Genomic DNA, 26,670 nt, shown 5'->3' with positions numbered 1-26,670 from the left:
GCACTATCCGTCTGTTTTTCGCAGCGGCTCTATTTCGGGCCTCTGCGCTAGAAAATGCCCTTATAAAAATAACCGGAGAGGCACCATGAAACTCACTGCAACCCCTTACCGCCTAGGCAAGGGCATCGCGGCCCTGGCCTTGATCCTGAGCTCCACCAGCGCGCTGGCGAAAGAGGAATGGAAGTTCCAGATCAACGTCAATGCCGGCGATGACGAATTCCGCATCGCCCAGGAATGGGCCAAGAGCGTCGGCCAGAAAACCAACGGCGAAATCCTCATCGAGGTGATGCCGACCGGCACCATCGTCGGCAACAACGAGACCCTGGACGCCGTCGGCGCCGGCATCATTCAGGGCCACATCACCGACCCTGGCTACTTCTCCGGCAAAAATCCGGCCTTCGCCGTCTACGGCAACATGGTCGGTGCCTGGAGCGATACCTCGACCTTCCTCGATTACATGCGCAATGGCGGCGAGGACGGTTACAACCGTCTGGTCGAGCCCTACAACGTGCACCTGATTCGCGCCGGAGCTGTCGGCGTCGAGTCGCTGATCACCAAGCGGCGCATCGAAAAACTCGACGACTTCAAGGGCCTCAAGGTCCGTGCACCTGAAGGCATGGTATCGAATGCCTTCAAGCTGGTCGGCGCAGCACCGGTGAATCTGCCGACCTCCGAGGTCTACACGGCGTTGGAAAAAGGCGTGATCGATGCCGCCGACTACACCGTGTTCGCCACCAACTATCAGCAGGGCTACCACAAGTACGCCCCGTTCGCGATTTACCCCGGTTTCCATTCGATGCCGATGAAGGATATCTCCATCAACAAGGCCATCTGGGATGGGCTCAGCGACGAGCAGAAGCGCATTCTCGAAGAGTCGGTGGACGCCTTCACCGCCCAGTTGATCGGCGACCTGCAAACCAAGGACGAAGAGCAGGTGGCAATCGCCAAGCAGAAAGGCGACGTGACCCTGACCACGCTCCCCGCCGAAGAGCTGAAGAAATTCCGCCAGATTGCCCGCGCCGAGTGGAGCGCCTGGCGTGACCGCAGTCCTGAGGCCAAGGAAGCCGTCGACTCGATCCAGGCTTACTTGCAGAGCAAAGGTCTGCTCTGACGCCCTTCTTCGAACCACACTCAGCGCGCACAGCCCTGGCTTCGGCCGGGGCTGACGAGGAGCTTTACAGTGAAACTGCCGCAATCATCGAGTGACGGTTCTCTGCCCGTCACAGCAACCACGCCTGGCCAGAACCGTTTCGACCAGGTCATCCAGCGTATCGGTCAGGCTGTCGCCTGGCTGGTATTCGTCGCCATGCTGGTCAGCGTTTATGAAGTGATCATGCGCTATGGATTCAATGCCCCCACGGACTGGGCTCACGAGACCACCACGTTCCTGGTCGCGACGATCTTCGCTCTGGGCGGGCCTTACGCGCTGGCCACCAACAGGCACATCCAGATTCGCATCCTGCTCGACCGCCTTTCGCCGCAAAAGCGCTCCTGGCTGGATCTGCTGAACCTGCTCCTGGGCATCCTCTTCTGCCTGGCCATCGGCTACGCCGCCTGGATTCTGGCTTTCAACGCCACTCATGCACCGGACGGCAGCTGGCGCCTGGAAACCTCCGGCTCCTCGTGGAACCCGCCGCTACCCGCCTTCATCAAGATCATCATCCTGATCTCGATCGCCCTCATGGCGCTGCAGCAGGTCGTACGCATCAGCCAGCACTGGCGCAAGAACCCATGACCCCGGAATCGCGCCATGAGCATTGAAATCGCAACTTATCTGATCATTTTTGCCATCTTCGGCCTGCTGATACTGGGCCTGCCCCTGGCCTATGTCACCGGCCTGGTGGCGGCGATCTTTACCCTGGGCTGGTTCGGCCCGATGGCAGTTCCCCTGGTCGCCAGTCGCATGTTCGGCTTCATCACCGAATACTCCCTGGTCGCCGTTCCCATGTTCGTCTTCATGGCCGGGCTGCTCGACCGCTCCGGCCTGGCCCGCGACCTGTTCAACTCGATGCGTTTCTTCGCGGGCCGTCTGCCCGGCGGGGTCGCGGTGCAGACGCTGGTCGTGGCGTTCTTCCTGGCCGCCATCTCCGGAATCATCGGCGGTGAAATCGTCCTGCTCGGGTTGCTCGCCTTGCCGCAGATGCTGCGCCTGGGTTACGACAAGCGCATCGCCATCGGCGTGGTGTGCGCCGGTGGCTCGCTCGGCACCATGGTGCCGCCATCCATCGTGCTGATCATCTATGGCCTGATCGCCAGCGTCTCGATCGCCGACCTGTTCAAGGCAGCGATAGTGCCGGCATTTCTGCTGATGGGTTGCTACATGATCTACGTGGTGGTGATGTGTACGCGCTATCCGCAGATGGGCGGCGCCAATCTCGAGCAGGAGGACCATTCCCCACGCCTCACGGTCGCCGAGGCCTTCAGCGGTATGTTCTACCCGGTGGCCATTGCCGGTCTGGTACTCGGCAGCATCTACGGCGGTATCGCCTCAGTCACCGAGGCCGCCGCCATGGGGGCTCTGGGCGTGCTGCTTGCAGTGATCGTACGCGGTGAGTTCACCGTTAAGTTGCTCCAAGGCAGCCTGACCCAAACGCTGGAAACCTGCGGGATGATCGTCTGGATCGGTATCGGTGCAGCCTGCCTGGTCGGGGTCTACAACCTGATGGGTGGCAATCGCTTCGTCTCCTCGGCGATAACCGGCCTGGATGTAGCGCCCTTCGTCATCATCCTGGTGATGATGCTGATCTTCCTGGTGCTCGGCATGATCCTCGACTGGATCGGCATTGCCATGCTCTGCCTGCCGATCTTCGTGCCGATTGTCGTGCAGCTCGGCTATGACCCGGTCTGGTTCGGCATCCTCTTCGCCGTAAGCATGCAGGTGTCCTACATCTCACCTCCCTTCGGCCCGGCGGCCTTCTACCTGAAAAGCGTGGCGCCCCCGGACATCAGCCTTACCGACATCTTCAGGTCGATGGTGCCGTTCATCTTCATCCAGCTGTTCGTCCTCGGCCTGTTGCTTTACGTGCCGGCGCTCTCGACCTGGCTGCTGTAACCCACTCTCTTTTTCGATCAACCCGAAAGGCCCTGGGCGGCCTTTCGCTCCCTGGCAGGTTTTCTCATGACAGATAAACGTCCCCTACGCTCTGCCCAGTGGTTCGGCAGCGCCGATAAGAATGGCTTCATGTATCGCAGCTGGATGAAAAACCAGGGCATTCCGGACCATGAGTTTCAGGGCAAGCCAATCATCGGTATCTGCAACACTTGGTCCGAACTGACCCCCTGCAACGCGCACTTTCGCAAGATCGCCGAACACGTCAAACAAGGTGTACTGGAGGCCGGCGGATATCCGCTGGAGTTCCCGGTGTTCTCCAACGGGGAATCGAATCTGCGCCCCACCGCCATGCTTACCCGCAACCTGGCGAGCATGGATGTCGAGGAAGCGATTCGGGGCAACCCGATAGATGCCGTGGTCCTGCTGACCGGCTGCGACAAAACCACGCCGGCCCTGTTGATGGGCGCCGCGAGCTGCGACGTACCGGCCATCGTCGTGACCGGCGGGCCAATGCTCAACGGTAAGCATCAGGGCAAGGATATCGGCTCCGGCACGGTGGTCTGGCAGCTCAGCGAAGAGGTCAAGGCCGGCAAGATTTCGATTCATGACTTCATGGCCGCCGAGGCGGGCATGTCGCGCTCGGCGGGTACCTGCAACACCATGGGTACGGCCTCGACCATGGCTTGCATGGCTGAAGCCCTGGGCACCTCACTGCCGCACAACGCAGCGATCCCGGCGGTCGATTCTCGGCGCTACGTACTGGCCCATCTATCGGGTATGCGCATCGTCGAAATGGTCCATGAAGACCTTCGCCTGTCGAAGATACTCACCCGTGAAGCCTTCGAGAATGCGATCCGGCTCAATGCTGCAATCGGTGGCTCGACCAACGCGGTTATCCACCTCAAGGCCATCGCCGGGCGCATGGGCGTCGAGCTGGAGCTGGACGACTGGACCCGGGTGGGTCGTGGCACGCCGACCATCGTCGATCTGCAGCCCTCCGGTCGCTTCCTGATGGAGGAGTTTTACTACGCTGGCGGCCTGCCCGCCGTCATTCGCCGCCTCGGCGAGAACGGCCTGCTCCCTAACCCGCAGGCATTGACGGCCAATGGCAAGAACCTGTGGGAGAACTGCAAGGATGCACCGATCTATGGTGACGACGAGGTGATCCGTCAGCTCGACAACCCGTTGCGCGCCGATGGCGGTATCTGCGTATTGCGCGGCAACCTGGCGCCCAAGGGCGCCGTGCTAAAGCCCTCGGCAGCCAGCCCCGCCCTGATGCAACATCGTGGCCGCGCGGTCGTCTTCGAGGACTTCGACGACTACAAGGCGCGGATCAATGACCCGCATCTGGATGTCGACGAAACCTGCGTGCTGGTCATGAAGAACTGCGGCCCCAAGGGTTACCCGGGCATGGCCGAAGTCGGCAACATGGGTCTGCCACCCAAGGTTCTGGCCAAAGGCATCACCGACATGGTGCGCATCTCCGATGCACGCATGAGCGGCACTGCCTACGGCACCGTGGTCCTGCATGTCGCCCCGGAGGCTGCCGCCGGTGGCCCGCTGGCCGTGGTGCAGAACGGGGACTTCATCGAACTCGACTGTGCCAATGGACGCCTGCACCTGGATATCTCCGACGCCGAGCTGCAGACGCGTCTGGCGGCCTGGCAGCAACCGCAAGGCCTGCTCTGGGACGGTGGTTATCGCCGCCTCTACGTCGACCACGTGCTGCAGGCCGACGAGGGCTGCGATTTCGACTTTCTGGTTGGCTGTCGCGGCTCTGCCGTACCGCGGCATTCACACTGAGTCGATCCAGCCTCGAGGCAAGCGAGGCGCGTGCAAACCCGGCCCCGCGAAAGTGGGGTCGGGAAACACTTCGGTTTATGCAGATATGAAGAAGGGCGCCTCGGCGCCCTTCTTCGTGTTGGAATAAAAAACTGCCTCGTACCTGCAGATGTGGGGAGTACGAGGCAGTTGGGAAACTAGTTGCGAATCCGCTCAGCCAGGGCGCGCCAATGCGCCGAGTGGATCAGGTCGGGGGTGAGTTCCTCCAGGCTGCTGCAGCCGAGCAGGCCCAGGGTGCGATCCAGTTCTGTACGCAAAATCTCGAGCGCGTGCGCAGCGCCTGGGCCCTTGCCGGCGGCCAGTCCGTATAGGCCGGCGCGGCCGATCAACACGCCGCTGGCGCCCAAGAGCAGCGCCTTGGCGATATCGCTGCCACGACGGAAGCCGCCATCGAGGAAAATCTCCATCCGTCCCTGGTTGATGCGCGCCACCTCCGGCAGTGTCTCCAGCGCCGACACCGCGCCATCGAGCTGACGACCGCCGTGATTGGACAGCACCACGCCGTCGACGCCGTACTGCAGCGCCAGGCGCGCGTCGTCCGGGTGGATCATGCCCTTGACGATTAGCTTGCCGGGCCAGAGGTCGCGCAACCAGGCGATGTCGTCCCAGCTCAGGGTTGGGTCGAGTTCGGCGGCCAGCGCGCTGGCTGCCCCTTTCACCGAGTCCTTGCCGAGCGGCAGGAGGTCACCGAGGTTGCGAAAGCGCGGTACGCCGTCGGGCACCAGCACGTCCCAGATCCACTCGGGGTGACACAGCACGTCGAGGCGGTTGCGCAGGTCCAGCTGCAGCGGCTTGGCGTAATTGCGCTTGTCCCACTCGCGGTTGCCGAAGATGGCGCTGTCGGTGGTTACCATGATGGCTTCCAGGTTCAGCCGTTTCACCCGCTCGACCAGCTTGGCCACGTGGTCACGAGTGCGATACAGGTAGATCTGCATCCAGGCGCGGATGCCGTCAACAGCGGCGATGTCCTCGATGGAGGTGGTCGAGGCATTGCTCAGTACGAAGGGAATGCCGGCGTCTGCCGCAGCGCGAGCCAGGTGCAGGTCGCCGTCACGGGTCAGCAGGCCGTTGAAGCCGGTCGGGCCGATCATGAACGGCAGCTGCGAGGCGCGCCCGAAGAAGCTGCGCTGCAGACTGCGCTGGCCGACATCCCGCAAGGTGCGCGGCTGCAGGGTCACGCTCTCGAAAATGGAGCGGTTGCGTTCGAGAGTGAACTCGTCGTCCGCCCCACCTTCGACGTACTCGAAGGAGAAATTGGGCAGGCGGCGACGGGCCATCTCGCGCAGCTCTTCGATGTTCTGCGCACGACGAAAATCGCGCCCCGGATACAGGCGTCGTTTCATGATTGTTTCTCTACAGGTTGCGAACAAGAGTTAGCGAGGGAATGCCTCTGCTCTCGGGAAAGCCCTTACGGACGCTTCAACCCTCTCCCCCAGCCCCTCTCCCGCATGCGGGAGAGGGGAGCAAAGGGCAGTCTCAGCGCTGCCAGGCCACTACTTCCTGGCACTGCTCACCAAGCCCACTGATGCTCAGGCGCATGCGGTCGCCGGCCTTGAGAAACTGCGGCGGCTTCATGCCAGCGCCCACGCCCGGCGGCGTGCCGGTGCAGATCACGTCGCCCGGGTTGAGCGTCATGAACTGGCTGATGTAGCTGACGATCTCGTCGATGGAAAAGATCATCGTGCGGGTGTTGCCGTTCTGCCGGGTCTCGCCGTTCACGCTCAGGTGCATGTCGAGATTGCGCAGGTCGGCAATTTCGTCGGCCGTGACCAGCCACGGGCCGATGGGCGCGAAGGTGTCGCAGCCCTTGCCCTTGTCCCAGGTGCCGCCCCTTTCGAGTTGGTAGGCACGCTCGGACACGTCGTTGACGATGCAGTAGCCGGCAACATGCTCCAGCGCCTGTTCACGCTCGACATATTGCGCCTTGCGGCCGATGACGATGCCCAGTTCCACTTCCCAGTCGGTCTTCTGTGCACCGCGCGGAATGATCACCTGATCGTTCGGCCCGCAGATGGCACTGGTCGCCTTCATGAACAGCACGGGCTCGCTGGGCACCGGCAGGTTGGATTCCTTGGCGTGATCGGCGTAGTTCAGGCCCACGCAGATCAGCTTGCCGACATTGGCGATGGGGGTGCCGATACGCACGCCCTCCTCGACTCGCGGCAGGCTGGCCGGATCGAGCGCACGCAGCTCATCGAGCGCCTTGGCGTCGAGCGTCCGCGGGCTGATATCGAGCACATGCTGCGACAGGTCGCGCAGGCTGCCGTCGGCAGCGACCAACCCCGGTTTCTCTTGGCCCGGCGGGCCATAACGCAACAGTTTCATGCCTGTTCCTCTTCCTTGTAGGCACGTACACGCACGCCGTTGATTTCACCCAACACATCGAACAGGCGCGGTACGTACTTGTCGCCATGGCCCAGTGCCTTGGCCAGCATGAAGGTCTGGTACACCGCATCGGACACGATGCCGGTGGTTGGCGTCATCTTGGTCAGCTCGGTGTAATAGCGCATGTCCTTCTCGCAGTTGGCCAGGGCGAACTGCTGCCCGGAATCGTCGCCATGCAGGACGTAGGGAATGATCCGCTCGAAGGTGCGGCTGTAACCGCCGCTCATGCTGCAGATCTCGGCGAACGCAGCCAGGTCGATGCCGTTTTTCGCCGCCGTGCAGAAAGCCTCGGCGAGGATGGTGGCATTGCCCTGGGAAATGAAGTTGTGGATGACCTTGGCCTTGTGGCCCGAGCCCAACGGGCCAAGGTAGTGGATGGTCTCGGAGAAGCATTCGAGCACCGGCCGCACCTGGTCGAGCACTTCGGCATCGCCGCCAGCCAGCACGTTGAGGCGCCCGGCCACCGCATCCCTGGGTGTACGGTTGACCGGTGCATCGAGGTAATGACCGCCGTGTGCAACCACCTGCGCGGCCAGCTCGGCGGTACGATTCGGATCACCCGTGCTGCAATCGACGACGATCTGCCCCGGGCGCAGGCCAGCGAGGATACCGGTCTCGCCTGCCAGAGCGCGGCTGACTTCCGCCGTGCCTGGCAGACACAACAGCACCACGTCGACGGCACGCGTCAGCTCGGCGCCGTTGGCGTATTCGCGGGCGCCCTTGCTGACCAGATCCTCGACCGGCTGGCGGTTACGGTGCGCCGTGACAGCGAGGCTGAAGCCCTTGTTCTGGATGTTGCTGGCCATGGCATGGCCCATCAACCCGAGGCCGATGAACCCAACATTGATAGCGGTCATGAGACTCCACCTTGCATGTGGCGGCGATGCCCGGCACATGCGGTGCCGAGCAAGGTCGCAAAGGGTTACTGAGCGTTGCGCACCTTGGCGATCTCGGCGTTCATTTCGGCCATCAGCTCAGGGCCATATTCGGCCACCAGCTTCTCGACGGTCGGACGCACCTGCTCACGCATGCGCTGGATTTCCTCAGGCGCGACTTCGTTGATCTGCATGCCATGCTTGGCCAGCGCTTGGCGCGAGCTGACGTCCATTTCGCGGGAGACCTTGCGTTCGTAGGCCTGGGCTTCCAGAGATGCGCTGCGGACCAGCTCGCGCTCGGTTTCGTTGAGCTTGTCCCAGGTACGCTTGCTGAAGATCGCCACCAGTGGATCGTAGAAGTGGCCGGTCAGCGACAGGTACTTCTGCACCTCGTAGAACTTTGAAGTCTCGATAGCTGCCAGCGGGTTCTCCTGGCCATCCACGGTGCGGGTTTCCATCGCGGTGTAGAGCTCGGTGAACGACAACGGCACCACGTTGGCACCCAGCGTACGGAAGGATTCGATGGCAGTAGGTATCTGCTGCAGGCGCAGTTTCAGGCCCTTGAGGTCCTCGACCTTCTCGACCGGATGCTTGCTGTTGGTGACGTGGCGGAAGCCATGATCCCAGTAACCCAGGCCGATCAGGCCGTGCGGTTCCAAGGTGGTCAGCAGGTTCTGCCCGGCTGGACCGTCGAGCACAGCGTCGACCTCTTCGGTGTCCTGGAACAGGAACGGCAGACCATACAGGGCGAAACCCTTCTCGATACCCGACAGCAGGCCGGGAGTTACCAGCGTCATGTCGACAGTGCCGCCCTGTACGGACGAGATCACCTGCGCATCGCCACCCAGAGTGCCGCTGGCGAACACCATGACCTTCATCTTGCCGCCGCTCTTTTCCTTGATGATCTCGGCGAATTTCTGCGCGCCCAGGCCGTGCGGGTGATCCTTGGCCTGGACGAAGGCGACCTTGAAGTTGTGGCGATTGATCTCTTCGGCAGCCTGAGTGGCGGCAGACAGCAGCAGGGCCGAAGAGCAAAGCAGTGCGGTGAGGGCTTTAGGGATGAACGTCATGGTGTTTCCTCTTGTTTTTATTGCCGCCACGCATGGCGGGGAAATGGGCGAAACAGCCCGTTGCGCATTCGCCGTCAGAACACGACGAATGCGGCGTTGTCGATCAGTAGAGCCACTGCGCGGGTATCAGCAGCAATTGCGGGAAGGCCAGCAGCAGGCCGATCACCACCAGTTCGGCGAGCAGGAAGGGCAGCACACCGCGAACGGTGGCGACGAAGTCGATCTTCGCCACACCGGCCACCACGTTGAGCACCAACCCCACAGGCGGAGTGATCAGGCCGATGGCGCAGGTCATGACGAAGATCACGCCGAAGTAGATCGGGTCGATACCGGCCGCGACCGCCACCGGCATCATCACCGGCGCCAGGATCAGGATGATCGGTGACATGTCCATGGCCATGCCGATCAACACGATGATGGCGACGATCAACAGCATCAGCAGACGCGGGCTGTCCATCAGCGGCTCCAGCACCTCGACCACCGAACTCGGCAGGTCGGCGACGGTGATCATCCAGGCTGCGACCATCGCCGAGGCCACCAGGAACATCACCATCGAGGTGGTCATCACGGACGACACCAGCACCTGGTACATGCTTTTCCAGGTCAGCTCGCGGTAGATCACCAGCGACACGAACAACGCATAGACAGCAGCCACCACCCCCGCCTCCGTGGGCGTGAAGATCCCGGCGCGCAGGCCAACCAGGATGATCACCGGCAGCAGCAGTGCCCAGATGCCTTCGTAGAACGCCTTGGCGACCTCTCGCATCGGTGCTCGCGGGCGGGTGATCAGCGTCTCGCGACGCGAGATGATGGCCCAGGCGAGACACAACGAAGCGCCCATCATCAGACCGGGAGCGATACCGGCGAGAAACAGCTTGGTGATCGACACGTTGGCCGCAACGCCGAACAGAATCAGGCCAATCGAGGGCGGCAGAACCGGGGCGATGATGCCCGACGCAGCGACAAGACCACCGGCGGTCGCCCTGTCATGCCCCACCTTGACCATCATCGGCACCAGCAGCGCGGCCAGTGCAGCGGCATCGGCCGCGGCCGAGCCCGACAGGCTGGCCAGCACACAGGCCGCCAGGATGGTGACGTAGCCAAGCCCGCCCTTGATGTGGCCGACCAGGGCGATGGCCATGTTGACGATGCGCCGGGACAGACCACCGGCATTCATCAGCTCACCAGCGAGCATGAAGAAGGGCACGGCCATCAGCGGGAAGCTGTCGGCACCGTTTACCAGACCCTGAGCGACGATCTGCGCGTCGAACAGATCGAGGTGATACATCATGGCCAGCGCGCAGAGGATCAGCGCATAGGAGATGGGCACGCCAATGGCCATGGCGCCCAGCAGAGACAGCACGAATATCGCGATGATGACCATCACATCACTCCGATTCTTATTATGAAATTGAGCGCCAGCGGCAGGCCGGCGAGCTGCCGGAAAGCGCTACTGATGCAGTTCCGCAGAGAGATCGGGGCGCGGTATTTCGCCACCGGCTGCCAGGCGGGCGACTTCGTAGAGATGAATCAGGCAGGCCGAGATACCGAAGAACACACCGGAGCCGTAGAACAGGCCCATCGACCAGCCAGCGACCGGCGATGGCACGTTCCAGTTGATCTCCATCTGCTGCCAACTCCCCCAGAAGAACAGCCCCGAGCAGGCCAGCATCAGCAGTTGGGACAGGATCAGGCAGCCGCGCTCACCCCAGCTCGGCAGCGCCCTCAGCGCCAGGTCCACGCTCATGTGACCGCGCTCGCGCAGCAGCACCACGGCGCCGAGGAACGTCAGCCAGACAAAGGCCCAACGCGAAATCTCTTCGGAGATCAGGATGCTTTCGTTGAAGCCGTAGCGCAGCACGACGTTGCCGAATACCAGCACCACCATGGTCACCAGACAGATGATCGCCAGCACCTTGAGCAGGGTGAAATAACCCTCGACGAGCTTATGCATGACGGCACTCCCGCAGGCGGACGATGGCGGCGTACAGGCAGGAAGTCGGCTGGCAGCCAACGCTCCCGGAAGGATGGGAATGATCCATCTGGAAAGCCTCACATTGTTGTTTTTGTGTGCTGACAAGCAGCCGTGTGAGGCCGACACTAACACCACAAATTATTGCGTGCAATGTTCATTTTTGTCAGTATCGTGGCCAGACGATCACAACAACAACGAGAACGCGCCATGCACCTCATCACCAACAGCCAGACCGTGGTTATCCTCAGCGAGCAGGATTCCGTGGCCGTCGCCCGCCGAGCCCTGGCGCGTGGCAGCCATGTCGAAAGCCTCGCCCTGAACGCCCTGGACGACATTCCTGCCGGGCACAAGATCGCCCGCCGCGCCATCGCCGCCGGCGCAGCAGTGCTCAAGTACGGCCAGGTCATCGGCGTGGCCAGCCAGGACATCGCCGCCGGCGCCCATGTGCACACCCACAACGTGTCGATGCCACAGAGCCACGCCGACAACCAGTTGCCGCCGCCCATCGCACGTACGCCAGTGCTGCCGCCGGAGCAGCGCCGCCGCTTCATGGGCTACCGCCGCCCGGACGGGCGCGTCGGCACGCGCAACTACATCGGCATCCTGTCCACGGTGAACTGCTCGGCGACGGTGTCGCGTGCGGTGGCCGCGCACTTCAACGGTTCGGAACTGCTCAAGCGCTACAACATCGATGGCGTGGTGGCGCTCACCCACGGCAGCGGCTGCGCGATCAACACCGAGTCGGAAGGCTTCAAGTTCCTCGAGCGCAGCATCTGGGGTTACGCCTGCAACCCCAACGTGGCGGGTGCGCTGGTGATCGGCCTGGGCTGCGAGACCAACCAGATCAGCTCGCTGATGAAGCGTTACAACATCAGCGAGGGGCCGAACTTCCGCGTCTTCAACATCCAGAACGCCGGCGGCACCCGTGCCAGCATCGCCCGCGCCATCGAGCAGGTGACCGAGATGCTCGAAGCCATCGGCCGCCTGGAGCGCACCTCGGAAAGCGTCGAACACATCATGGTCGGCATGCAGTGCGGCGGCTCCGACGGCTACTCGGGCATCACCGCCAACCCGGCGCTGGGCTATGCCGCCGACCTGCTGGCCCGGCACGGCGGTACCGCCATCCTCAGCGAAACCCCGGAAATCTACGGTGCCGAACACCTGTTGATCGCCCGGGCGATCAGTCATGAAGTCGGCCAGAAGCTGCTCGATCGCCTGACCTGGTGGGAGCAATACACGCGCATCAACGGCGCCGAGCTGAACAACAACCCCTCGCCAGGCAACAAGGCCGGCGGCCTGACCACCATCCTGGAAAAATCCCTCGGCGCAGCGGCCAAGGGCGGCACCAGCTCGCTCAACGGCGTGTACGAGTGGGGTGAGCCAATCACCGAGCGCGGCTTCGTGTTCATGGACAGCCCCGGCTATGATCCGGTGTCCGTGACCGGCCAGGTAGCCTCCGGCGCCAACATGATCTGCTTCACCACCGGGCGCGGCTCGGTGTCCGGTTTCAAACCCGCGCCGTGCATCAAGCTGGCCACCAACACCGAGATGTTCCGCAAACTCGAGGAGGACATGGACATCAACTGCGGCGGCATCGTCGACGGTGAGCTGAGCATCGCCGAAGCCGGGCAGAAGATCTTCGACATCCTCATCGAGATCGCCTCGGGCGAGCCGTCCAAGAGTGAGCTGTACAACTACGGCGATAACGAATTCGTGCCGTGGCAGGTGGGTGCGGTGACCTGATTTGCGGGGTGAGGCGGCGCACCCTGAGAAGCAGGGGGCGCCAGGCCGAACGACCTAGGCTTCGATCCGCTCCAGATACGGCACTGCAGCGATCTGGTTATGCTCGCGGAACTGCGCCAGACGCTGTTTGACCTTGTGCTCGGCGATCACCAGGTGTTCCTCCATGCTCTGCGCCGCCAGATCGGGGCGACCGGCCTGCAGGTTCTCGAAGATGCTCAGGTGCTCGCGGAAGAAGGGTTCTTCATCGGGGAAGTAGCTCTTGTCCAGCAGGATGTGCTTACCCGACAGCAGCAACGAGTGGGTACGCCGCAGGATCTGCAACATCTGCCGGTTGGGGCAGCAGCCGAGCGTTTCGATGTGCAGGTCGCTTTCCAGTTCGTCGAACTGGCGACTGTCCATGTCCGGGTAGAGCGCCATGGCCTGGTGCAGACGCTCGATGTAACCCTCGATCCGCGCGGGTTCGATGAACTCCGCAGCGCGCACCAGCACGTAGGGCTCCAGGCGTCGGCGCACCTCATAGAGTTCGCCGAGTCGCTCCTCGTTCCACTGCCCGAGCTGCCAGCGCGAGCGCTCGTCGCGCTCGACCAGGCCCATCAGCGACAAGCGCGTCAGTACCTGGCTGGAGACCGTACGGCTGATGGCGTAGTGGCGAGACAGTTCCAGTTCGTTGATGCGATAGGTGCCGAACAGCGACTGGTGCAGCAGGTCGCGTTCGATCTGATCGTAGACGGACTTCCAGGTTTCCGTCTTGCGCGGGGCCTGAGTGCGGTCGTCCGTCAGTTTGAAATCGCTCGCCTCCAGCGTGCGCCGCAACACCTTGCCAGGCTGCGCCCCGACCAGATAACCACGACCGTCGAACGTGCAGACCAGACCTGCCTGATGCAGATTGAGCAGCGCCTGGCGCACAGGTGAACGGCTCACACCGAACAGATCCGCCAGGGGGCCTTCGAGCAGCAACGTTCCCGACTTGAGGCGACCTTTGCGGATGCTCGTTGCGATGAGTTCGAACAACTGATCGTTGAGATGCTTCTTCATTATTGTTTTCGGGTCGTATGTGGGAAGGGGAAGAACCGCAGAGCGCCATACCCCGCAATACTCCTACATATGACAGCCTCATACAAAACAGCTATTGCATGCAATGTTCTTTATCGACAACTCGTTGCACCATGACGACATGCGCCACCCGATGTGCACGCCCTCACAACGCGCGCAACCCGGTGATCACCAGCACCTCGCAGGCGCAAGCGGCCGTTCGGTCACAACCCGTTGATGACGTGCTTTCGCTTGTGACCCAACAGCAGCCCACCCTGCTTCAACCTGAGCTCGAGGGCACTCACCGTCACCCTCGAACTCGCGTCAGGCCAGAGGCGACTGAAGCCGCTTAGCGGCTGAGCATGAAGGTTTCGAACTCGAGATCGTCCAGCGCCTCGTTGAGACGATACAACCCGAGAAGCACGCACAGCAGCAGCGACAGGGTGAAACCGTAGCCGAAGAACGTCGGGCCAAGCATCTGGCTGAACAGGGTCAACGCACCGTTCGCCAGGACGAAGAGGACGCAGAGTTCGAGGACGATGGCGCGCTTGTCCAGATAGAAGAACACGTTGAGCAAGGCCATGAACACCACCTGAATGCTCACGCCGATCACGTCGATGTAGAACAGCGGCAGGTAGTAGTGCGAGATGCCCAGCCAGGACAGCAACTGCGGCGCGAGCAGAAACAGCAGAACCAGAGTCAGCCCCTGCACCTTGCAGATTTCCATCAGGCCCTGGCGAATCGCCAGGATCATCTGCTCCTTGAGCCAGCCGATGTGCTGCAGGGTTTCCCCGCCGCGAATCGCGTCATAGACCCGCTCGTACCACTCGGCGAAGTCGGTTTCGATGCGCACCAGGAACACCGCCATGCCGGGAATGATCGACAGGTAGGCAAGGAAGATCGGCAGGTCATAGAGGATCGATGCGCGCAGCGGGCCGATCACGGCTTCGGAAGTCGACGGGTTGAACCAGAAGATGAACTTGTCGATCCAGATGCCCAGGTTGTAGCACAGCCCTGTCAGCAGCAGACTGCCGAATACCTGGCGACGCTTGAGGAAATCGAACGCGACCAGGCGCTCGGCCGGGTACTCGCGCAGGATGTCGAAAAGGAAGATGAACAGCAGGCTGGAGTGACCGATCAGCAGGCCCAGCAGCAAGCCGTCGATATTGAGAAAGCGCAGCAGATAGGCCGAGGCGACCATCAGCGAGTAGCCGAGAAACATCACCCCGAGGATGCGGTTGTAGGCCTTCATCCCGGACAGGAAGATGATCACCAGCCACAGGTTGCACAGCACCACGAAGTTGGCCATCACCAGCAGGCGATAGGAAAACGACTGATCGAACAGCAGGCCCAGCACGCAGATCGCCAGCAGCCCCGAGACGATCGTCACCAGCAGCAGGATACCCACCAGGTTGGGCAGGATCAGGTCCAGGCGCCGTTCGAACAGGCGGTCGGAGACGAAGCGGGTGAAGAACAGCTGCAGCCCGCCGGTAAGGATCAGCGACGTGGCCATCAGGTACGTCACGGTGACCAGAAACTGGCCGATCAGCGTTTCCGGCAGCACCGCCCCCAGGCTCAGCACGCCGATGAGCATCACGCTGATGATCGACAATACCCAGGGGCCGGAACTGATCAGGCCGGCATACAGGTAGGCGCGCATCGTCGATGTGTAGGAGTCCCTGGACAGGATCTTCCTCAGTTCAAAGCCTATACCCGCCATTTACGCGCTCTCCGTGCCTTCGCGATACAACTCGCGATAGCGCGCGAGCATCAGTTCTTCGGTGTAGTAACGTCGCACGCGCTCCAGGCCGACAGCCTGGGCCGCCTTCCAGCGCTCGGGATCGCGTAACAGCGAGAGGATGGCGCGCGAGGTGGCCTGCGGATCGGCAATCGCCACGACTTCACCCGCCGTGCCGAGTTGACGATCCTCCTCGCTGGAACCCTCGACCAATTCGCGGCACGACCCCACGTCACTGGTCACCACCGGCGTGCCGGCCGCCCAGGCTTCGAGTACCACCAATGGCTGCGCCTCGCTGATCGAGGTCAGCACCATAACGCCCAGTTGCGGCATGACTTCGCGCACCTGGCGAAAGCCAAGAAAGCGCACCTTGTCCTGCAACCCCAGACTGGCCACCAGGCTGTGGCACTCGGCCGCGTAGTCCGGATCTTCTTCTTCCGGACCGACGATCCAGCCCTCGGCTTCAGGGATGACGCTGACCACGCCACGAATGGCGCGGATGAAGGTCTTGACGTCCTTGATCGGCACCACCCGCCCAACCAGGCCGGCCACCGGCGGCACGCCCTCTGGCCGGCTGAGTAGCGCCTGATCCCAACTGGCCAGATCGATACCATTGGGGATGACCCGAGTACGCTCCTCGGGAGCGCCGTCGAGCACCTGACGCCGCCGGTTGCCCTCGTACAGCGCGATGATCGAATGGGCGGATCGGTAGGTGATCAGCCCGATACGCTCGAAGAAGCGAATCCACAGCCTGCGGATATAGCTGACCTCCGCATCGAGGCCGGTGCTCAGGCGCTCGTCGGGGCTTTCGGCGATCCAGCCCGCCTGGGCCAGATCGATCTTGCGTTCCTTGGTATAGATGCCGTGCTCGCTGAGCAGGTAGTAGCAGCCCCAGCGGCGCTGCAGGACGCTGCCCAACATGCCCGCGTAACCGGTGGAGATCGAGTGCAGCATGCGCGCGCGCGGCAGCGTTCTGGAGACCTCGGCCAGCATGAACAGCGGCGCCTGCATGGAGCGCAGCGTCCAGAAGTAATTGACGAATGACGGATCGGCGCAGTGCTGGGTATAGCCGTCGACGATCGCATCCCAGCTGGCACGACTCTGCAGGAAAGCCTCACGGCCGATGCGCCCGGTAGCCAGGGTGTCGACGAATGCATCGCCCTGCTCGGCGCTGGGCTCCTCCGGGTTGTGCAGAAAACGGTGCACATCCAGCATCAGCTCGGCCAGCTCCGCGCTCGCCCGCGTACTGGTGGTGGGAATCGAACTCCAGGCATCTTCGAGAAAATGCTCCTGAATGTGCACCACGTTGTCCGGGATGGCGTAGTGGCGCTTGCCGTAAGCCTCCTTCTGACCGCCGATGAACAACACCGAGAAGGTCAGCTCAGGCAGCCCCAGGATCAGCTGGTTGATCCAGCTCGACACGCCCCCGCGCACGTAGGGCCAGGTTCCCTCGAGCAACAGGCAGACATCGACGCTCTGCACGTCGGGAACAGCGGATTTCTCACTCATAACCAGTATCTTGCCAAGGCCGCGAAGGGGGGACGTTGCAACAGCTCGGCCGGCATGGTCGCCAGCATGTGCGGGATGTCCGCATAGCGTTGCCGCAGGAATGCGATCTCGGCCCGATAGGGCGCCAGTTGCACCGCATCCATGCCGGCCTGTGCGGATTGATCGAACTGCGCCAACGCCTCGTCGAGATTGCCCTGTTCCATGGCGATGCGCCCGGCCAGCAAGTGCAGCTCGCCACCCGGGTTACCCTGCAGCGCCGCCATCACATGACTCCAGGCCTGCTGCAGCACGTGCTCCAGAACACTGCCCTGAGCCAGGCCGACATAGGCGAGTTCCCAGTACCAACGCGCCAGTTCGGCGTGCAGCGCGATCTTGCGATCCGTACTGGCGCTCTCCATGTTTGCCAAAGCCTGTTCGATACGCTGGTTGATTCGGCTTTCACGTTGATCGAGCATCGAGTAAGCCAGCAAACGCACATCGTCAGATGGATCGCGCAGCGCCAGCTTGAGAATCGGGATGGCCTCCTTGCTGCGCATGCGGCGTGTGGCGAAGATCGCCGTCAGACGCTGATCGGGATCAGGGGCATGACGCAACACATCCTGCAGCCCGCCATCGCTGAACATCAGCTCGCGCTTGCGCTCGCGGGGCCGGAAGGGCAGCTCGGGAACGGCGGTCGCCTCCCAGGACTGCACCTTGCGCTTGCGCGGCAAGTAGAGGGCCGGAAACAACGCCAGCGCTACGCCGATCATCCCGATAAGGGGGATGAAGAACGAGACACTGAAAATGAACAGCAGGCTCCAGGGCAAGGGGTAGCGATAGCGGCGCGGCAGCAGCAGCCAGATCCCGGCAGCCAGCATAGCGCTTCCCAGGCCATGCGCCGAGGCATAGAGCAACGCGGCCTGAGGAATAGGGAGATCGCTGACCGCACTGGCCCAGCTCCCGACCTCGAGCAGCGCGGCGCCGCTAAACAGCCACTTGCTGATCATTCAATGCACACTCGTTGAAGAGGAAGTGTCGCAATGCATCGCGCTCATCACCGCCCTCGAACAGGAACTGATGCGTCTGTATGCCCAGCGAATCAAGGTCTCGGCCCTGGCCGAAGCGTTCTGCGAAAAGCTGCCTGATACGCACCAGATAGCCCTGCGCGCCCTCACCCGAGGTCAGCGGCAGCAGCACCAGCACCAGGCGACTGCCGCGCCCGTTGATGACCTTGAGCTGGACATCGAGGCCGCGCTGGCTGCCCTCCAGCAGACGCTGAACCTCTTCTCCATTTTCCTCGGCGAGTTCGAAGGCATAGAGGCTGGCCGGCAGGTCGTGGTCGCGCGCATCGCTCAGCGAGCGCTTGAGCAATTGCGAGTAGTGCTGAGCGTCGGCGTCTGGCAGTTGCAGGGCCTGCGCATCGCTCATCAACAGGTCGGCGATATGCCCGGACAGAATCGCCAGCAGGCTGAAACTGCGTTCGTGGAACATGAAGAACGGCATCTGCTGAATCGCCAGAACCGCCAGGATGCGGCCTTCGGTGTCGATCAGCGGCACACAGACCTGCAACGCGGAATGCCGGGCGCCTTCGCCACGATCCAGCACCTCGGAGCGCACACTGACCAGTTCACCGCGCTGCAGGCACTGGCGCAACAGCACATCCTTGCCATTGAGCTCGCCCATTTCCCCCAGCGTGGCCAGCGGTTGGGGGTCGACCTGAGCGTTGTCCATGACCCGATAGAGCCCCGCCACTCGCAGCGCCCCATACTGGGCAAGCAGGGAGATGACCGTATCGGCCAGGGTCTTCAGGGCGTCGCGATCACCCGGCAAGGCACGCAGCTGTTCGCGCAAGCTGAGCAGCGAGCTGCGCAGACTCTGGTCGTTGCCCGCCACGCGTTGTTCCAGACGGTCGTGCGAGATGCGCAGGATATGGTGGGAGCGGGTAAATTCATCGAGCCGCAGCTGGCGATACTCGTTGGCCAGACTGAGCCGCTCGAGACGACGCTCCCAGATGTCGCGAAACTCACCGACCAGCATGCTGCAGAGCAACATGCCGACGATGAAGGACGCCGGGATCTCCAGATAGAGCGCCCACCCCGACAGCCGAAACACGAACAGCGCAGCAATCAGCAATGCGGCACTGAACAGCCCCTGCAGGAATCCGTAGCGAACGCCGAGCAGTATCGGTACGAGAATCATCCAGGGGAACGACGCCACCACGAGCAGGGGGTCGTCCGGCGATAGCCAGTAGCCGAAACCTAGGGCGAGGAGGCTCAGCAGGCAGGTTTCCCACCAGGAAACACGGCCACTGGCCCTCGGCGCAAGTATGAAATCCTTGTGGGCAGACTGCATCGTCATCACTCGAAGTCGAGGTTACCGACCAGCTCACGCAGCACCTTCTGCGCCGCCCCCGCCAGACTCTCGCGCGACCAACCCGCACGGGCACCACTCGAGCTCCAGACCACGCGACCGGTCGCCGGCTCCAGCACCTGCAGACTCACGCCCACAGCGGGTTCGCCATCGAGGCCGTTCTTGTACTGCCACTCCTCGACGCTACCGGTGATCACGTAAGCCAGACGCTGTTGGCGAGCCCAGTCGAGCGCCTGGATCTGGCGCTCACGGTCGTCCTGCAGCAACAGGTCCTGCCGCGGCGTCTGGGGGTACATGAGCGGGCGTACGCCCTCTTCCGCCAGGATGCTGATCAGGATCTGCTCGGCGCGCTCACCGGCCTGCGGCGTCTGGGCGTAGTTGACCAGTGGCGCGACGCCCCAGGAGGCGTTGCGCGGCAGCGTCTGGCCACTTTCGCGGGTGAAGCTCGAGCACCCGGTCGCGAGTGCTGCAATGACCACCAGGGTCAGGCAACGGATGATTTGCATCGTCATTCCTCCTTTGAGAATCCTTGCTTAGCGCCCAAAGCGGGTGCTGTAGGTAATACCCATGGACCCGCCGGCATCACCCTCTCCACCACGGGGAGCGGATTGATAGCCGAGGGTCACAGCCAACTCGTCATCACCGAACAACTCGACGCCAACCCCCAGGTTGATACCGTAGTTGAACTGCTTTTCCGTCCACTGCCAGCCGGCAATGGTGTCGACCATCCAGGTGAACTGTGGACGGGTTCGATTCAGTGCGCCGGGGAAGCCTCGGCGCCAGGTGCTGGCGACATACACCTGGCCGTAACGATCCTGCATGAGCTCATCACCCGGGATCGTCGCCCCCGGCGTGGTATCGAAGGGTATGTAGGCGCCTCCGTTCGCGCTCAGAAGCTCACTGGGAACTTCGCGCTCGACACTGTTCTTCTGGTAGTCGAGCCCGGTGCGCAGCAGCCAGGAAGGATCGTCGAAGAACAGCATGTGCCCCCACTCGACGGATACGCCATTGCCCGTGCCGAGCGCATCGCCGCTTCTCGAGCTGTAGCGGCTGTGCGTGATCGACCAGCTCAGCTGGTCACGCGCGGAAAAGCCGTGCTGACCTCTCAGGCCCAGGCCGTCACGCATACCCAGGGCGCGCAACAGCCCGGTGTCATCGGTCTGCCGGTGCCAATCCACGGCGACGCCCAGCTCGTCGCGCGAGCTAAGGCGCCAGGTCCGCTCGACGCCCAGGCCATGGCGATCATCGTCATCGCGCAGACTGCTGTCGAGGTACAGGCTGAGGTCGCCATCGGACAGCTCTCGACGGGTATGCAGCTTGAGATTGCGCTCGTTGCCCAGCACCGCGCTGTCCAGGTTGGCGCTGTCATAGCGCATCTGGTCGAGTTGCAGATCGGCATACCAGTCGTCGCCCAGATTGCGCGCGACGCGCAAGCGAGGCCCGGAGAGATCCAGGTCACCGAAGTCCATCTTCTGCCATCCCAGCTGGAGGCCCTGCGGTGAGCGTTCCAGCATGCCGGTGGCCTGATAGAGCAGTTGCTGGCGAATGGACGCAGGCTGCTCGTCGCCCTGGGCGCCGAGTGCGGTGGCCAATGCCTCGCCGTCATGCCCCAGGCGCGCAAGAACCTCGACCTGATGCGCCACGTCCAGGCTGCCGCGCTGCAGAAGACGCTGCATCTGCTCACGGTTATCGCTGCGCAGCGCCTGCTGAATCTGATCGTAGTTGCCTGGCTCGAGGCCGCGTGCAGCCCCCCACGCCAGCCAGTCGTCCTTGAGTGCCGCCTGGTTGCCGGCGTCCAGCCGCTCGAGAAAATGTTCGAACCAGAGTTGCAGCGTCGCCTGTTCGCCATTCCACAACTGCCTGGCCTGCGCCAGCGACACCAGCGATCCCTGGCTACCGGCGAGCAGGCGCAGGTACATGGCATAACCTTCCGGCGTCGCGAGGATGCGCGTGCGGTCCATATCCTTGAGCAATTGACGACGCAGGCGCCAGGCCAGGTCGGCATAACCGGCAGCCTCGGCGGCATCGGCGTAAGCAGCCAGCACCAGACGATCAGATGGATTGGACTTGAGGTGCTGACGGAACCAGAGCAAGGCCTCGCGTGTGTTGTTGAGCATCATGTGGCCGGTCGCATAGGGCAGCCACAAACGACTGTCAGCGACGGCCCGTGAACGCCATTGCGGCAGCAGCGCTGCGAGGGCATCGCGCTGGGCATTGTCGATGTAGAACCAGAGCATGCGCTGACGTACCAGGTTGTCTTCCGGGAACTGAGCCAGGGCTTGCTTGTAGAATGCGTCGGCCTGCTCGTATTGCCCGTCCTGGGCTGCGAGCGCTGCACGCGCGAGCCAGTAGTGCGAACTGTCACGGCCCGCCGGCGACTGCTCCGCTTCAGCCAGCAACGCTCTGAGCGTATCCCAGTCACGCAAGGTCTCGGCCAGTTGCAATGCCACGGCCAGCCGCGCCAGCCTGCCGGTACGCCGCCAGCTTTCGACGAGGACCTGCAGGGCGCGACGCGGCTCTTTGTCCCAGTAGATTCGTATCAGGCGATCTTCATCGTCCCTGTCCAGCGGCACGTCGAGGCTGATCAGGCGCTCGTATGCCTGGCGAACATCGGCATCCCGCTCGAGCTTCCAGGCAAGATCAGCACGCAACTGCCAGTACTGCGGGTCATCCACCGCACTCGCGTCCACGGCGGTCAATACCGCCCAGGCCTGCTGCGGTTGAAAGAGGTTCCAATGCACCTTGGCCCAGCGGATACGGTCTTCGGTGGTCAGGCTCGTGCGCTCGGCCATGCTGGCCCAGAGCTCAGCCTCCTTGTCGAGCTGCTGGGTGTTCTCCAGCAGCATGCGCAGGCGCTTGCGGGCAAACAGATGATCGGGGTAGCGCTGCAGATAAGCCCGTAGCCAGGATTCCGCATCTTCAGGAGTGCCGCGGACCTCATGGCTGTATACCAGCGTGTCCACTTCCTGATCCGTCATCTGCCGCAGGCGGTCGATGGCCGAGAGCGTACTGACCACCTGATCGAAGTCGAACAGCTGCAATGCATAGCGCCAGACACGCTCACGCATTGCCGGGTCTTCCTGATGGGCGAGCATCTGTACCCAGTAGTTCAATGCCTGCTGGGTATGACCGGTCCACTCAGCCAGGCGTGCCAGCTCCGCCATCAACTCGAAATCATCGGGAGTCTGCGTGAGCAGTTGCGGTCCGAGCTGCCAGGCACGCTCGATGGCTCCGGATGCCAGACTGAGGCGGAAGTCGGCATTGAGCGCCCGATGATCATCGGACTTCAGGCTCAGCCAGTGCTGAACGAAGGTCTCGGCAAGATCGAAACGCTGCGCCGCCTGAGCCGCGTCGACGCCTTCGGCCAGCCAATCCAGCGACTCTTGCTCGGCATTCAACTCGCCCAGATGCTGAGCCAGCAGCTCCGCGGCCTGCGCGGAATGATTGGCGGCACGCAAGGCGTTGAATGCCTCACGCAGCAGCTCGAGCCGCTTTTGCGCATCGGGCTCTGCCTCAGCCAACTGCAGATAGAGCTGAGCAGCACCACTCTGGTCATTGTTCGCCAGGCTCCACAGAGCGGCCTCGCCCAGCCAGTGCGTGCGTCGCTCGGCATCACGCTCGGCGAGTGCCTTGTAGGACGTCACGGCCACATCCAGGCCGCCGATCTCCAATGCGTAACGCGCTGTACGCTCCAGCATGGAGTTATCCAGGTCAGCGATGTTCAGCGACCGCAACTCAGCGATCAGCTGTGCACGCTGCGCATCGCTGATACCGTTCGGATCGGCCTGAGCCCTGAGGATATCCAGCATCACCACATAGAACGGCGTAATGGCCACAAGGCGGCCTTGCAGCTGCTCGAGGTACTCGCGGGCGCGCTTGAAGTCACCGACCTGAATCAACTGATCGATCAGTCTCAGCCGCAGCTGGTCATCTTCAGGGTGTGCCTTGATCAGCAACTCGGTATAGCTGATGGCAACCGCGTCAGGCGCCGTATCAGCCGCCGGAAGGAATACGTCCTCGCTCTTGTAGGACAGCGCCAGCAGCGCAATCACGAAGAGCGCGACCAGCACGATCATCCATGGGTTGAGCAGGCGCGTCTGGCGCTCACGTTTACTGGTTGCAGATAAGCTTTCCATCTCTCACCCGCTTCATTGGCAACTCGAAGTGCCAGATACCTTTGTCAGCCCTCGCCTGGAAGCGACTGCCCCCCACCTGTACCTGACACGCCTTGTCCGAGCGAACGCTGAACGTCAGCGGGAATTCTCCCTCGAAGGAAAACGTGACGTTTCTGTCATCGTTGTAACGCCAGGCAGTCAGCGGGATGTTGGCCTCTTCCAGAGACGGACGCGGATCACGCGTTTCGCGCAGTGCCAGCACCGCCTCAGGCCCACTGAGGTGCACGTAACGCCCCTGTGGCAGATCTCGCACGCCCGCAACCCCTTCGGAGCGCGACAGATCGGGCCAGCCCAGCGCCGGATCGAGACGCAGCGTACGCATGCCCACCAGCCCTCTGACCAACCAGGCGCCATCGCTGCGCTTGGCCAGGCTCGCTCTGTAGAGGCCCTCTACGCGCTGGATGTAATCGCTCATCCACAGCGACAGCGGCTGGCTGTCGACCATGGCCTGATAGGTCTGCTTCATCACCCGAATGGAGGCCTGCTTGGTCCCCGAGTAGAAGTGGTAATACAGATGAAAGCCGCGCAGGCGGCGCGGGCTGTCGGTCAACGCGAAGGTTTCCTGCACACCCCGGAAGCCGTAGTAGGGCCCCGTCCATAGATTCGTATAGACGTTCTCGTTGATCACCGGCGCGTAGAAGTGCAAGCCTCCGGAGGTCGGACGAAGCAATGGATAGAGGCCGGTCAGCGAAGGGTAGGCATTGGTCAGAACCGTGTTGCCGCCGTTGACGTTGGGCAGACCGCTGTCATAGGCCAGCTTGAGCGTCTCGGCACTGGGCATGGCATCGCCCGACCAGAAGATCATCTTCACCGGCTTCTCAGGCGTGGTCAGGCGCTGATTGATGTAGTCGCGCGCGCCCACGACCTCGCGCTGCATGTCCAGCGTCTTGTAGCCCGGAATGGCCATCATGTAGCCGTACTGCGCCTCGAAGTCCTCACGCTGGGAGGCCTTCTCAGGCTGCCAGAAGAACGGGTGACTGAAGGTGTGGCTGGCGACTTCGACCTTGGGATCGGCGAATATCTTGCGGGCAATCGGCTCCAGCTCACGAGCCAGGTGCGGATACATGCCCTTGGGGCCGACCTCGCCTTCGATCACTGAAACCGACGTCAGCAACGGATAGGGCGTGATGAAATCATCCAGTACCTGGATACCGGAGTACGGAGTACCGGTTACTTCAGCGCGCGAAACGAAACCATCGCCATCGAGGTGCACGGTGGCGATACGCCGACCGTTTTCCGTCGTCGTGTCAGGCCTCGGCAGAGGGGGCAAGGCAAAGGCGCGCTGGAGGAACGCGAAGGGGTCGACGATCCAGCGACGGTGATCGAGCCCCTCCTCGAATACATAAGGCGTCAGCACGTATCCACCCCAACTGCCCGTAGCGACAGGCACATAGCGCCTCTCACCGCTACGCAGAGCCACAGCGGCCTGGGTCACGTCAGGATTGGTAACCGTCAGCGCGGGCAGCTCCCGGGTACGCAAGCGCATGGGCGCCTCGAACCCACCGACCAGCGCGGCATCATGCGACTCCAGTACCGCGTCATCGGCAATCGGCTGCGACAGGGTGCGAATACCAAGACGGCTGAGCAGGCTGTCGTTGTCCAACGGCAGACCGGAAAAGAAAGCCAGCGGCACCTGTTCATCGAGCCGCTCGTTCAGCCAATCCTCGAAGATGTCGCGCTTTTCCGGGGCGCCACTGGTCATCCATACCACGACGCCGGCATACAGTCCCTTGAGCGAACGTTGCGGCAGCGACGCGTCGGCAGGCCAGTAGTCGACGCGATAGCCCAGGTACTCGAGCAACCCGCCAAGATGGATATGACCCGGGTTGTCCTCGACCTCGCCTTCGCGAGGGTCATAGACCAGACCGATACGCCGTGGCTGGACCTCGATGGAACTCATCCCCAACGCATTCAGTGCAGGCGACGTGATGTAGGGAATGAAGCCCTCACGAACCAGGCGCGCAGCAAGTTCGCGAGACGCCTTGCGCTGCTCTGGGGGCAGGTATTCGATCGCCACGACAGGGATGCCTTTTGACCGTGCGTCATCGAGGTGTGGCAACAACCAGTCGCGATCACGCTGGGGCACCTGACGATAACCGCCACCTGCAGCGTCCCAGCCTGCATAAAGGGACTCTACGGCGACGGCAGACGCGACGCCCGGCAGCTCGGGCAGCACATCGAAACCCCGATTGAAGAACAGCTTGAGTCCGGGCTCACTGCGATGCATCTGCTGCAGAAGACTTTTCAGGGCCAGGCGCTGCGGCTCCTGAAAAGCCTTGGGTTGAAGATGGAAACTGTCCAGCGTATCGAGAAAAACGCCGTCATAGCCTTGCCCTTTCAGAGCACTGGCTCGGCCAAGGAGATAGTCACGCCAGGCGGATGCCTCGAGATCCATGACCTGACTGTTCCAGGCACTGTTTCTGATGCTGCTGGCTGCGTCCTGCAAGCCGGCCGCAGTGAGATCACCCAGGTATTCACCGACCGACAGGTAAGCGAACACCGTGCGTCCCTGGGCCTTGAGATACGCGAGGTCGGAAGCGGAGACATGTCCGGGCTCGACAACCACCCATTCGAACTGGGAAAGCTCGGGCAGCGGCGGCTCATCGGCGTACCAGAAAGCCACGCTGGAGGGTTGAGCAAGTGCTGTACTAGCGAAAAACGCAACGGCCAGACTGAAAAGCCCAGCTATTCCATTTGAGAATTTCAACTGATCAACCCACTGAACTGGACAGCGTTTGTACGCCGACTTCTCACAGAAACCTCTGGCGAGGCGTCCCCCCATCACTTGCTGACACCCGGGTCGGACCCTGAACCTCGAGCACAGCCGTGACGCTTATATGTATCGGCATTGAATCAGTCCAACCAACAAACTGTCAATTTTTTGATATAATGCTCAGACAAGCGGTGTGATCAGCCTGAATTAGT

At 62.4% G+C, this 26,670-nt stretch carries 19 protein-coding genes; 5 read left to right on the top strand and 14 right to left on the bottom strand.

Annotated features, from left to right (window positions below; genetic code table 11):
* Positions 1-85 precede the first annotated feature (85 nt).
* The 4 genes from ACN0X6_RS03305 to ACN0X6_RS03290 all read left to right on the top strand — a co-directional run bounded on the left by ACN0X6_RS03305 (position 86) and on the right by ACN0X6_RS03290 (position 4,855).
* Positions 86-1,111, top strand: a complete 1,026-nt coding sequence (locus ACN0X6_RS03305; protein WP_417702076.1) for a TRAP transporter substrate-binding protein — start codon at positions 86-88, stop codon at positions 1,109-1,111.
* A 69-nt stretch (positions 1,112-1,180) separates the two neighbouring features.
* Positions 1,181-1,735 carry a TRAP transporter small permease subunit gene (locus ACN0X6_RS03300; RefSeq protein WP_417702074.1) on the top strand — a complete coding sequence of 185 codons (555 nt, stop codon included), beginning with the start codon at positions 1,181-1,183 and terminating at the stop codon, positions 1,733-1,735.
* A gap of 15 nt (positions 1,736-1,750) precedes the next feature.
* On the top strand, positions 1,751-3,052 hold the full coding sequence (locus ACN0X6_RS03295; RefSeq protein ID WP_196476704.1) for a TRAP transporter large permease: 1,302 nt from the start codon (positions 1,751-1,753) through the stop codon (positions 3,050-3,052).
* A 66-nt stretch (positions 3,053-3,118) separates the two neighbouring features.
* The gene (locus ACN0X6_RS03290; protein WP_417702072.1) at positions 3,119-4,855 is read left to right on the top strand and encodes an IlvD/Edd family dehydratase; all 1,737 of its coding nucleotides are present in this window, start codon (positions 3,119-3,121) and stop codon (positions 4,853-4,855) included.
* A 176-nt stretch (positions 4,856-5,031) separates the two neighbouring features.
* On the opposite strand, the gene ACN0X6_RS03285 is transcribed toward ACN0X6_RS03290, so the two are convergent.
* The 6 genes from ACN0X6_RS03285 to ACN0X6_RS03260 all read right to left on the bottom strand — a co-directional run bounded on the left by ACN0X6_RS03285 (position 5,032) and on the right by ACN0X6_RS03260 (position 11,178).
* Positions 5,032-6,237, bottom strand: a complete 1,206-nt coding sequence (locus ACN0X6_RS03285) for an alpha-hydroxy acid oxidase (RefSeq protein ID WP_417702070.1) — start codon at positions 6,235-6,237, stop codon at positions 5,032-5,034.
* 133 nt (positions 6,238-6,370) lie between these two features.
* Positions 6,371-7,219, bottom strand: coding sequence for a fumarylacetoacetate hydrolase family protein (locus tag ACN0X6_RS03280; protein ID WP_160016900.1), 849 nt, complete (start codon positions 7,217-7,219; stop codon positions 6,371-6,373).
* The gene (locus ACN0X6_RS03275; RefSeq protein ID WP_417702067.1) at positions 7,216-8,136 is read right to left on the bottom strand and encodes an NAD(P)-dependent oxidoreductase; all 921 of its coding nucleotides are present in this window, start codon (positions 8,134-8,136) and stop codon (positions 7,216-7,218) included. The genes ACN0X6_RS03280 and ACN0X6_RS03275 overlap by 4 nt, the downstream gene beginning before the upstream one ends.
* A gap of 65 nt (positions 8,137-8,201) precedes the next feature.
* Positions 8,202-9,224 carry a TRAP transporter substrate-binding protein gene (locus ACN0X6_RS03270; RefSeq protein WP_417702065.1) on the bottom strand — a complete coding sequence of 341 codons (1,023 nt, stop codon included), beginning with the start codon at positions 9,222-9,224 and terminating at the stop codon, positions 8,202-8,204.
* Between the two features lie 103 nt (positions 9,225-9,327).
* Positions 9,328-10,608: a TRAP transporter large permease subunit gene (locus ACN0X6_RS03265; RefSeq protein ID WP_417702063.1), complete on the bottom strand. Its 1,281-nt coding sequence runs from the start codon at positions 10,606-10,608 to the stop codon at positions 9,328-9,330.
* A gap of 66 nt (positions 10,609-10,674) precedes the next feature.
* Positions 10,675-11,178 carry a TRAP transporter small permease gene (locus ACN0X6_RS03260; RefSeq protein ID WP_417702061.1) on the bottom strand — a complete coding sequence of 168 codons (504 nt, stop codon included), beginning with the start codon at positions 11,176-11,178 and terminating at the stop codon, positions 10,675-10,677.
* Positions 11,179-11,406: 228 nt separating this feature from the next.
* Between ACN0X6_RS03260 and ACN0X6_RS03255 the strand changes: the two genes are divergently transcribed.
* On the top strand, positions 11,407-12,942 hold the full coding sequence (locus tag ACN0X6_RS03255; protein WP_417702059.1) for a UxaA family hydrolase: 1,536 nt from the start codon (positions 11,407-11,409) through the stop codon (positions 12,940-12,942).
* 54 nt (positions 12,943-12,996) lie between these two features.
* On the opposite strand, the gene ACN0X6_RS03250 is transcribed toward ACN0X6_RS03255, so the two are convergent.
* The 8 genes from ACN0X6_RS03250 to ACN0X6_RS03215 form a co-directional block, all read right to left on the bottom strand.
* Positions 12,997-13,977 carry a GntR family transcriptional regulator gene (locus ACN0X6_RS03250; protein ID WP_417702057.1) on the bottom strand — a complete coding sequence of 327 codons (981 nt, stop codon included), beginning with the start codon at positions 13,975-13,977 and terminating at the stop codon, positions 12,997-12,999.
* A gap of 346 nt (positions 13,978-14,323) precedes the next feature.
* Positions 14,324-15,694, bottom strand: a complete 1,371-nt coding sequence (gene pelG / locus ACN0X6_RS03245) for an exopolysaccharide Pel transporter PelG (RefSeq protein WP_160016906.1) — start codon at positions 15,692-15,694, stop codon at positions 14,324-14,326.
* Positions 15,695-17,221, bottom strand: a complete 1,527-nt coding sequence (pelF, locus tag ACN0X6_RS03240) for a GT4 family glycosyltransferase PelF (protein ID WP_417702055.1) — start codon at positions 17,219-17,221, stop codon at positions 15,695-15,697.
* Positions 17,218-18,207, bottom strand: coding sequence for a HEAT repeat domain-containing protein (locus ACN0X6_RS03235; protein ID WP_417702053.1), 990 nt, complete (start codon positions 18,205-18,207; stop codon positions 17,218-17,220). The genes pelF and ACN0X6_RS03235 overlap by 4 nt, the downstream gene beginning before the upstream one ends.
* Positions 18,185-19,552, bottom strand: coding sequence for a PelD GGDEF domain-containing protein (locus ACN0X6_RS03230; protein ID WP_417702051.1), 1,368 nt, complete (start codon positions 19,550-19,552; stop codon positions 18,185-18,187). Before ACN0X6_RS03230 ends, ACN0X6_RS03235 begins: the two co-directional genes overlap by 23 nt.
* A gap of 5 nt (positions 19,553-19,557) precedes the next feature.
* Complete coding sequence (locus ACN0X6_RS03225) at positions 19,558-20,076, bottom strand: hypothetical protein (RefSeq protein ID WP_059390911.1); 519 nt, start codon at positions 20,074-20,076, stop codon at positions 19,558-19,560.
* 27 nt (positions 20,077-20,103) lie between these two features.
* A complete protein-coding gene (locus ACN0X6_RS03220) occupies positions 20,104-23,706 on the bottom strand; it encodes a tetratricopeptide repeat protein (RefSeq protein ID WP_417702050.1) in 3,603 nt (1,200 codons plus the stop codon).
* A complete protein-coding gene (locus ACN0X6_RS03215) occupies positions 23,681-26,527 on the bottom strand; it encodes a bifunctional glycoside hydrolase 114/ polysaccharide deacetylase family protein (protein ID WP_417702048.1) in 2,847 nt (948 codons plus the stop codon). Before ACN0X6_RS03215 ends, ACN0X6_RS03220 begins: the two co-directional genes overlap by 26 nt.
* Between the last annotated feature and the right edge of the window lie 143 nt (positions 26,528-26,670).

It is taken from the genome of Pseudomonas sp. (assembly GCF_048269965.1).
Lineage (GTDB): Bacteria > Pseudomonadota > Gammaproteobacteria > Pseudomonadales > Pseudomonadaceae > Aquipseudomonas.
Note: the sequence above shows the minus strand (reverse complement) of the source record. Positions and strands in the feature narration are given on the sequence as shown.

Excerpts from the sequence above, each read along its gene's own strand:
- ACN0X6_RS03225 (WP_059390911.1), bottom strand. The coding sequence starts at position 20,076 with ATGCAAATCATCCGTTGCCTGACCCTGGTGGTCATTGCAGCACTCGCG.
- ACN0X6_RS03260 (WP_417702061.1), bottom strand. The coding sequence starts at position 11,178 with ATGCATAAGCTCGTCGAGGGTTATTTCACCCTGCTCAAGGTGCTGGCG.
- ACN0X6_RS03280 (WP_160016900.1), bottom strand. The coding sequence starts at position 7,219 with ATGAAACTGTTGCGTTATGGCCCGCCGGGCCAAGAGAAACCGGGGTTG.
- ACN0X6_RS03220 (WP_417702050.1), bottom strand. The coding sequence starts at position 23,706 with ATGGAAAGCTTATCTGCAACCAGTAAACGTGAGCGCCAGACGCGCCTG.
- pelF (WP_417702055.1), bottom strand. The coding sequence starts at position 17,221 with ATGAGTGAGAAATCCGCTGTTCCCGACGTGCAGAGCGTCGATGTCTGC.
- ACN0X6_RS03255 (WP_417702059.1), top strand. The coding sequence starts at position 11,407 with ATGCACCTCATCACCAACAGCCAGACCGTGGTTATCCTCAGCGAGCAG.
- ACN0X6_RS03230 (WP_417702051.1), bottom strand. The coding sequence starts at position 19,552 with ATGCAGTCTGCCCACAAGGATTTCATACTTGCGCCGAGGGCCAGTGGC.
- ACN0X6_RS03250 (WP_417702057.1), bottom strand. The coding sequence starts at position 13,977 with ATGAAGAAGCATCTCAACGATCAGTTGTTCGAACTCATCGCAACGAGC.
- pelG (WP_160016906.1), bottom strand. The coding sequence starts at position 15,694 with ATGGCGGGTATAGGCTTTGAACTGAGGAAGATCCTGTCCAGGGACTCC.
- ACN0X6_RS03235 (WP_417702053.1), bottom strand. The coding sequence starts at position 18,207 with ATGATCAGCAAGTGGCTGTTTAGCGGCGCCGCGCTGCTCGAGGTCGGG.
- ACN0X6_RS03285 (WP_417702070.1), bottom strand. The coding sequence starts at position 6,237 with ATGAAACGACGCCTGTATCCGGGGCGCGATTTTCGTCGTGCGCAGAAC.
- ACN0X6_RS03215 (WP_417702048.1), bottom strand. The coding sequence starts at position 26,527 with ATGGGGGGACGCCTCGCCAGAGGTTTCTGTGAGAAGTCGGCGTACAAA.
- ACN0X6_RS03295 (WP_196476704.1), top strand. The coding sequence starts at position 1,751 with ATGAGCATTGAAATCGCAACTTATCTGATCATTTTTGCCATCTTCGGC.
- ACN0X6_RS03290 (WP_417702072.1), top strand. The coding sequence starts at position 3,119 with ATGACAGATAAACGTCCCCTACGCTCTGCCCAGTGGTTCGGCAGCGCC.
- ACN0X6_RS03270 (WP_417702065.1), bottom strand. The coding sequence starts at position 9,224 with ATGACGTTCATCCCTAAAGCCCTCACCGCACTGCTTTGCTCTTCGGCC.
- ACN0X6_RS03305 (WP_417702076.1), top strand. The coding sequence starts at position 86 with ATGAAACTCACTGCAACCCCTTACCGCCTAGGCAAGGGCATCGCGGCC.
- ACN0X6_RS03265 (WP_417702063.1), bottom strand. The coding sequence starts at position 10,608 with ATGGTCATCATCGCGATATTCGTGCTGTCTCTGCTGGGCGCCATGGCC.
- ACN0X6_RS03275 (WP_417702067.1), bottom strand. The coding sequence starts at position 8,136 with ATGACCGCTATCAATGTTGGGTTCATCGGCCTCGGGTTGATGGGCCAT.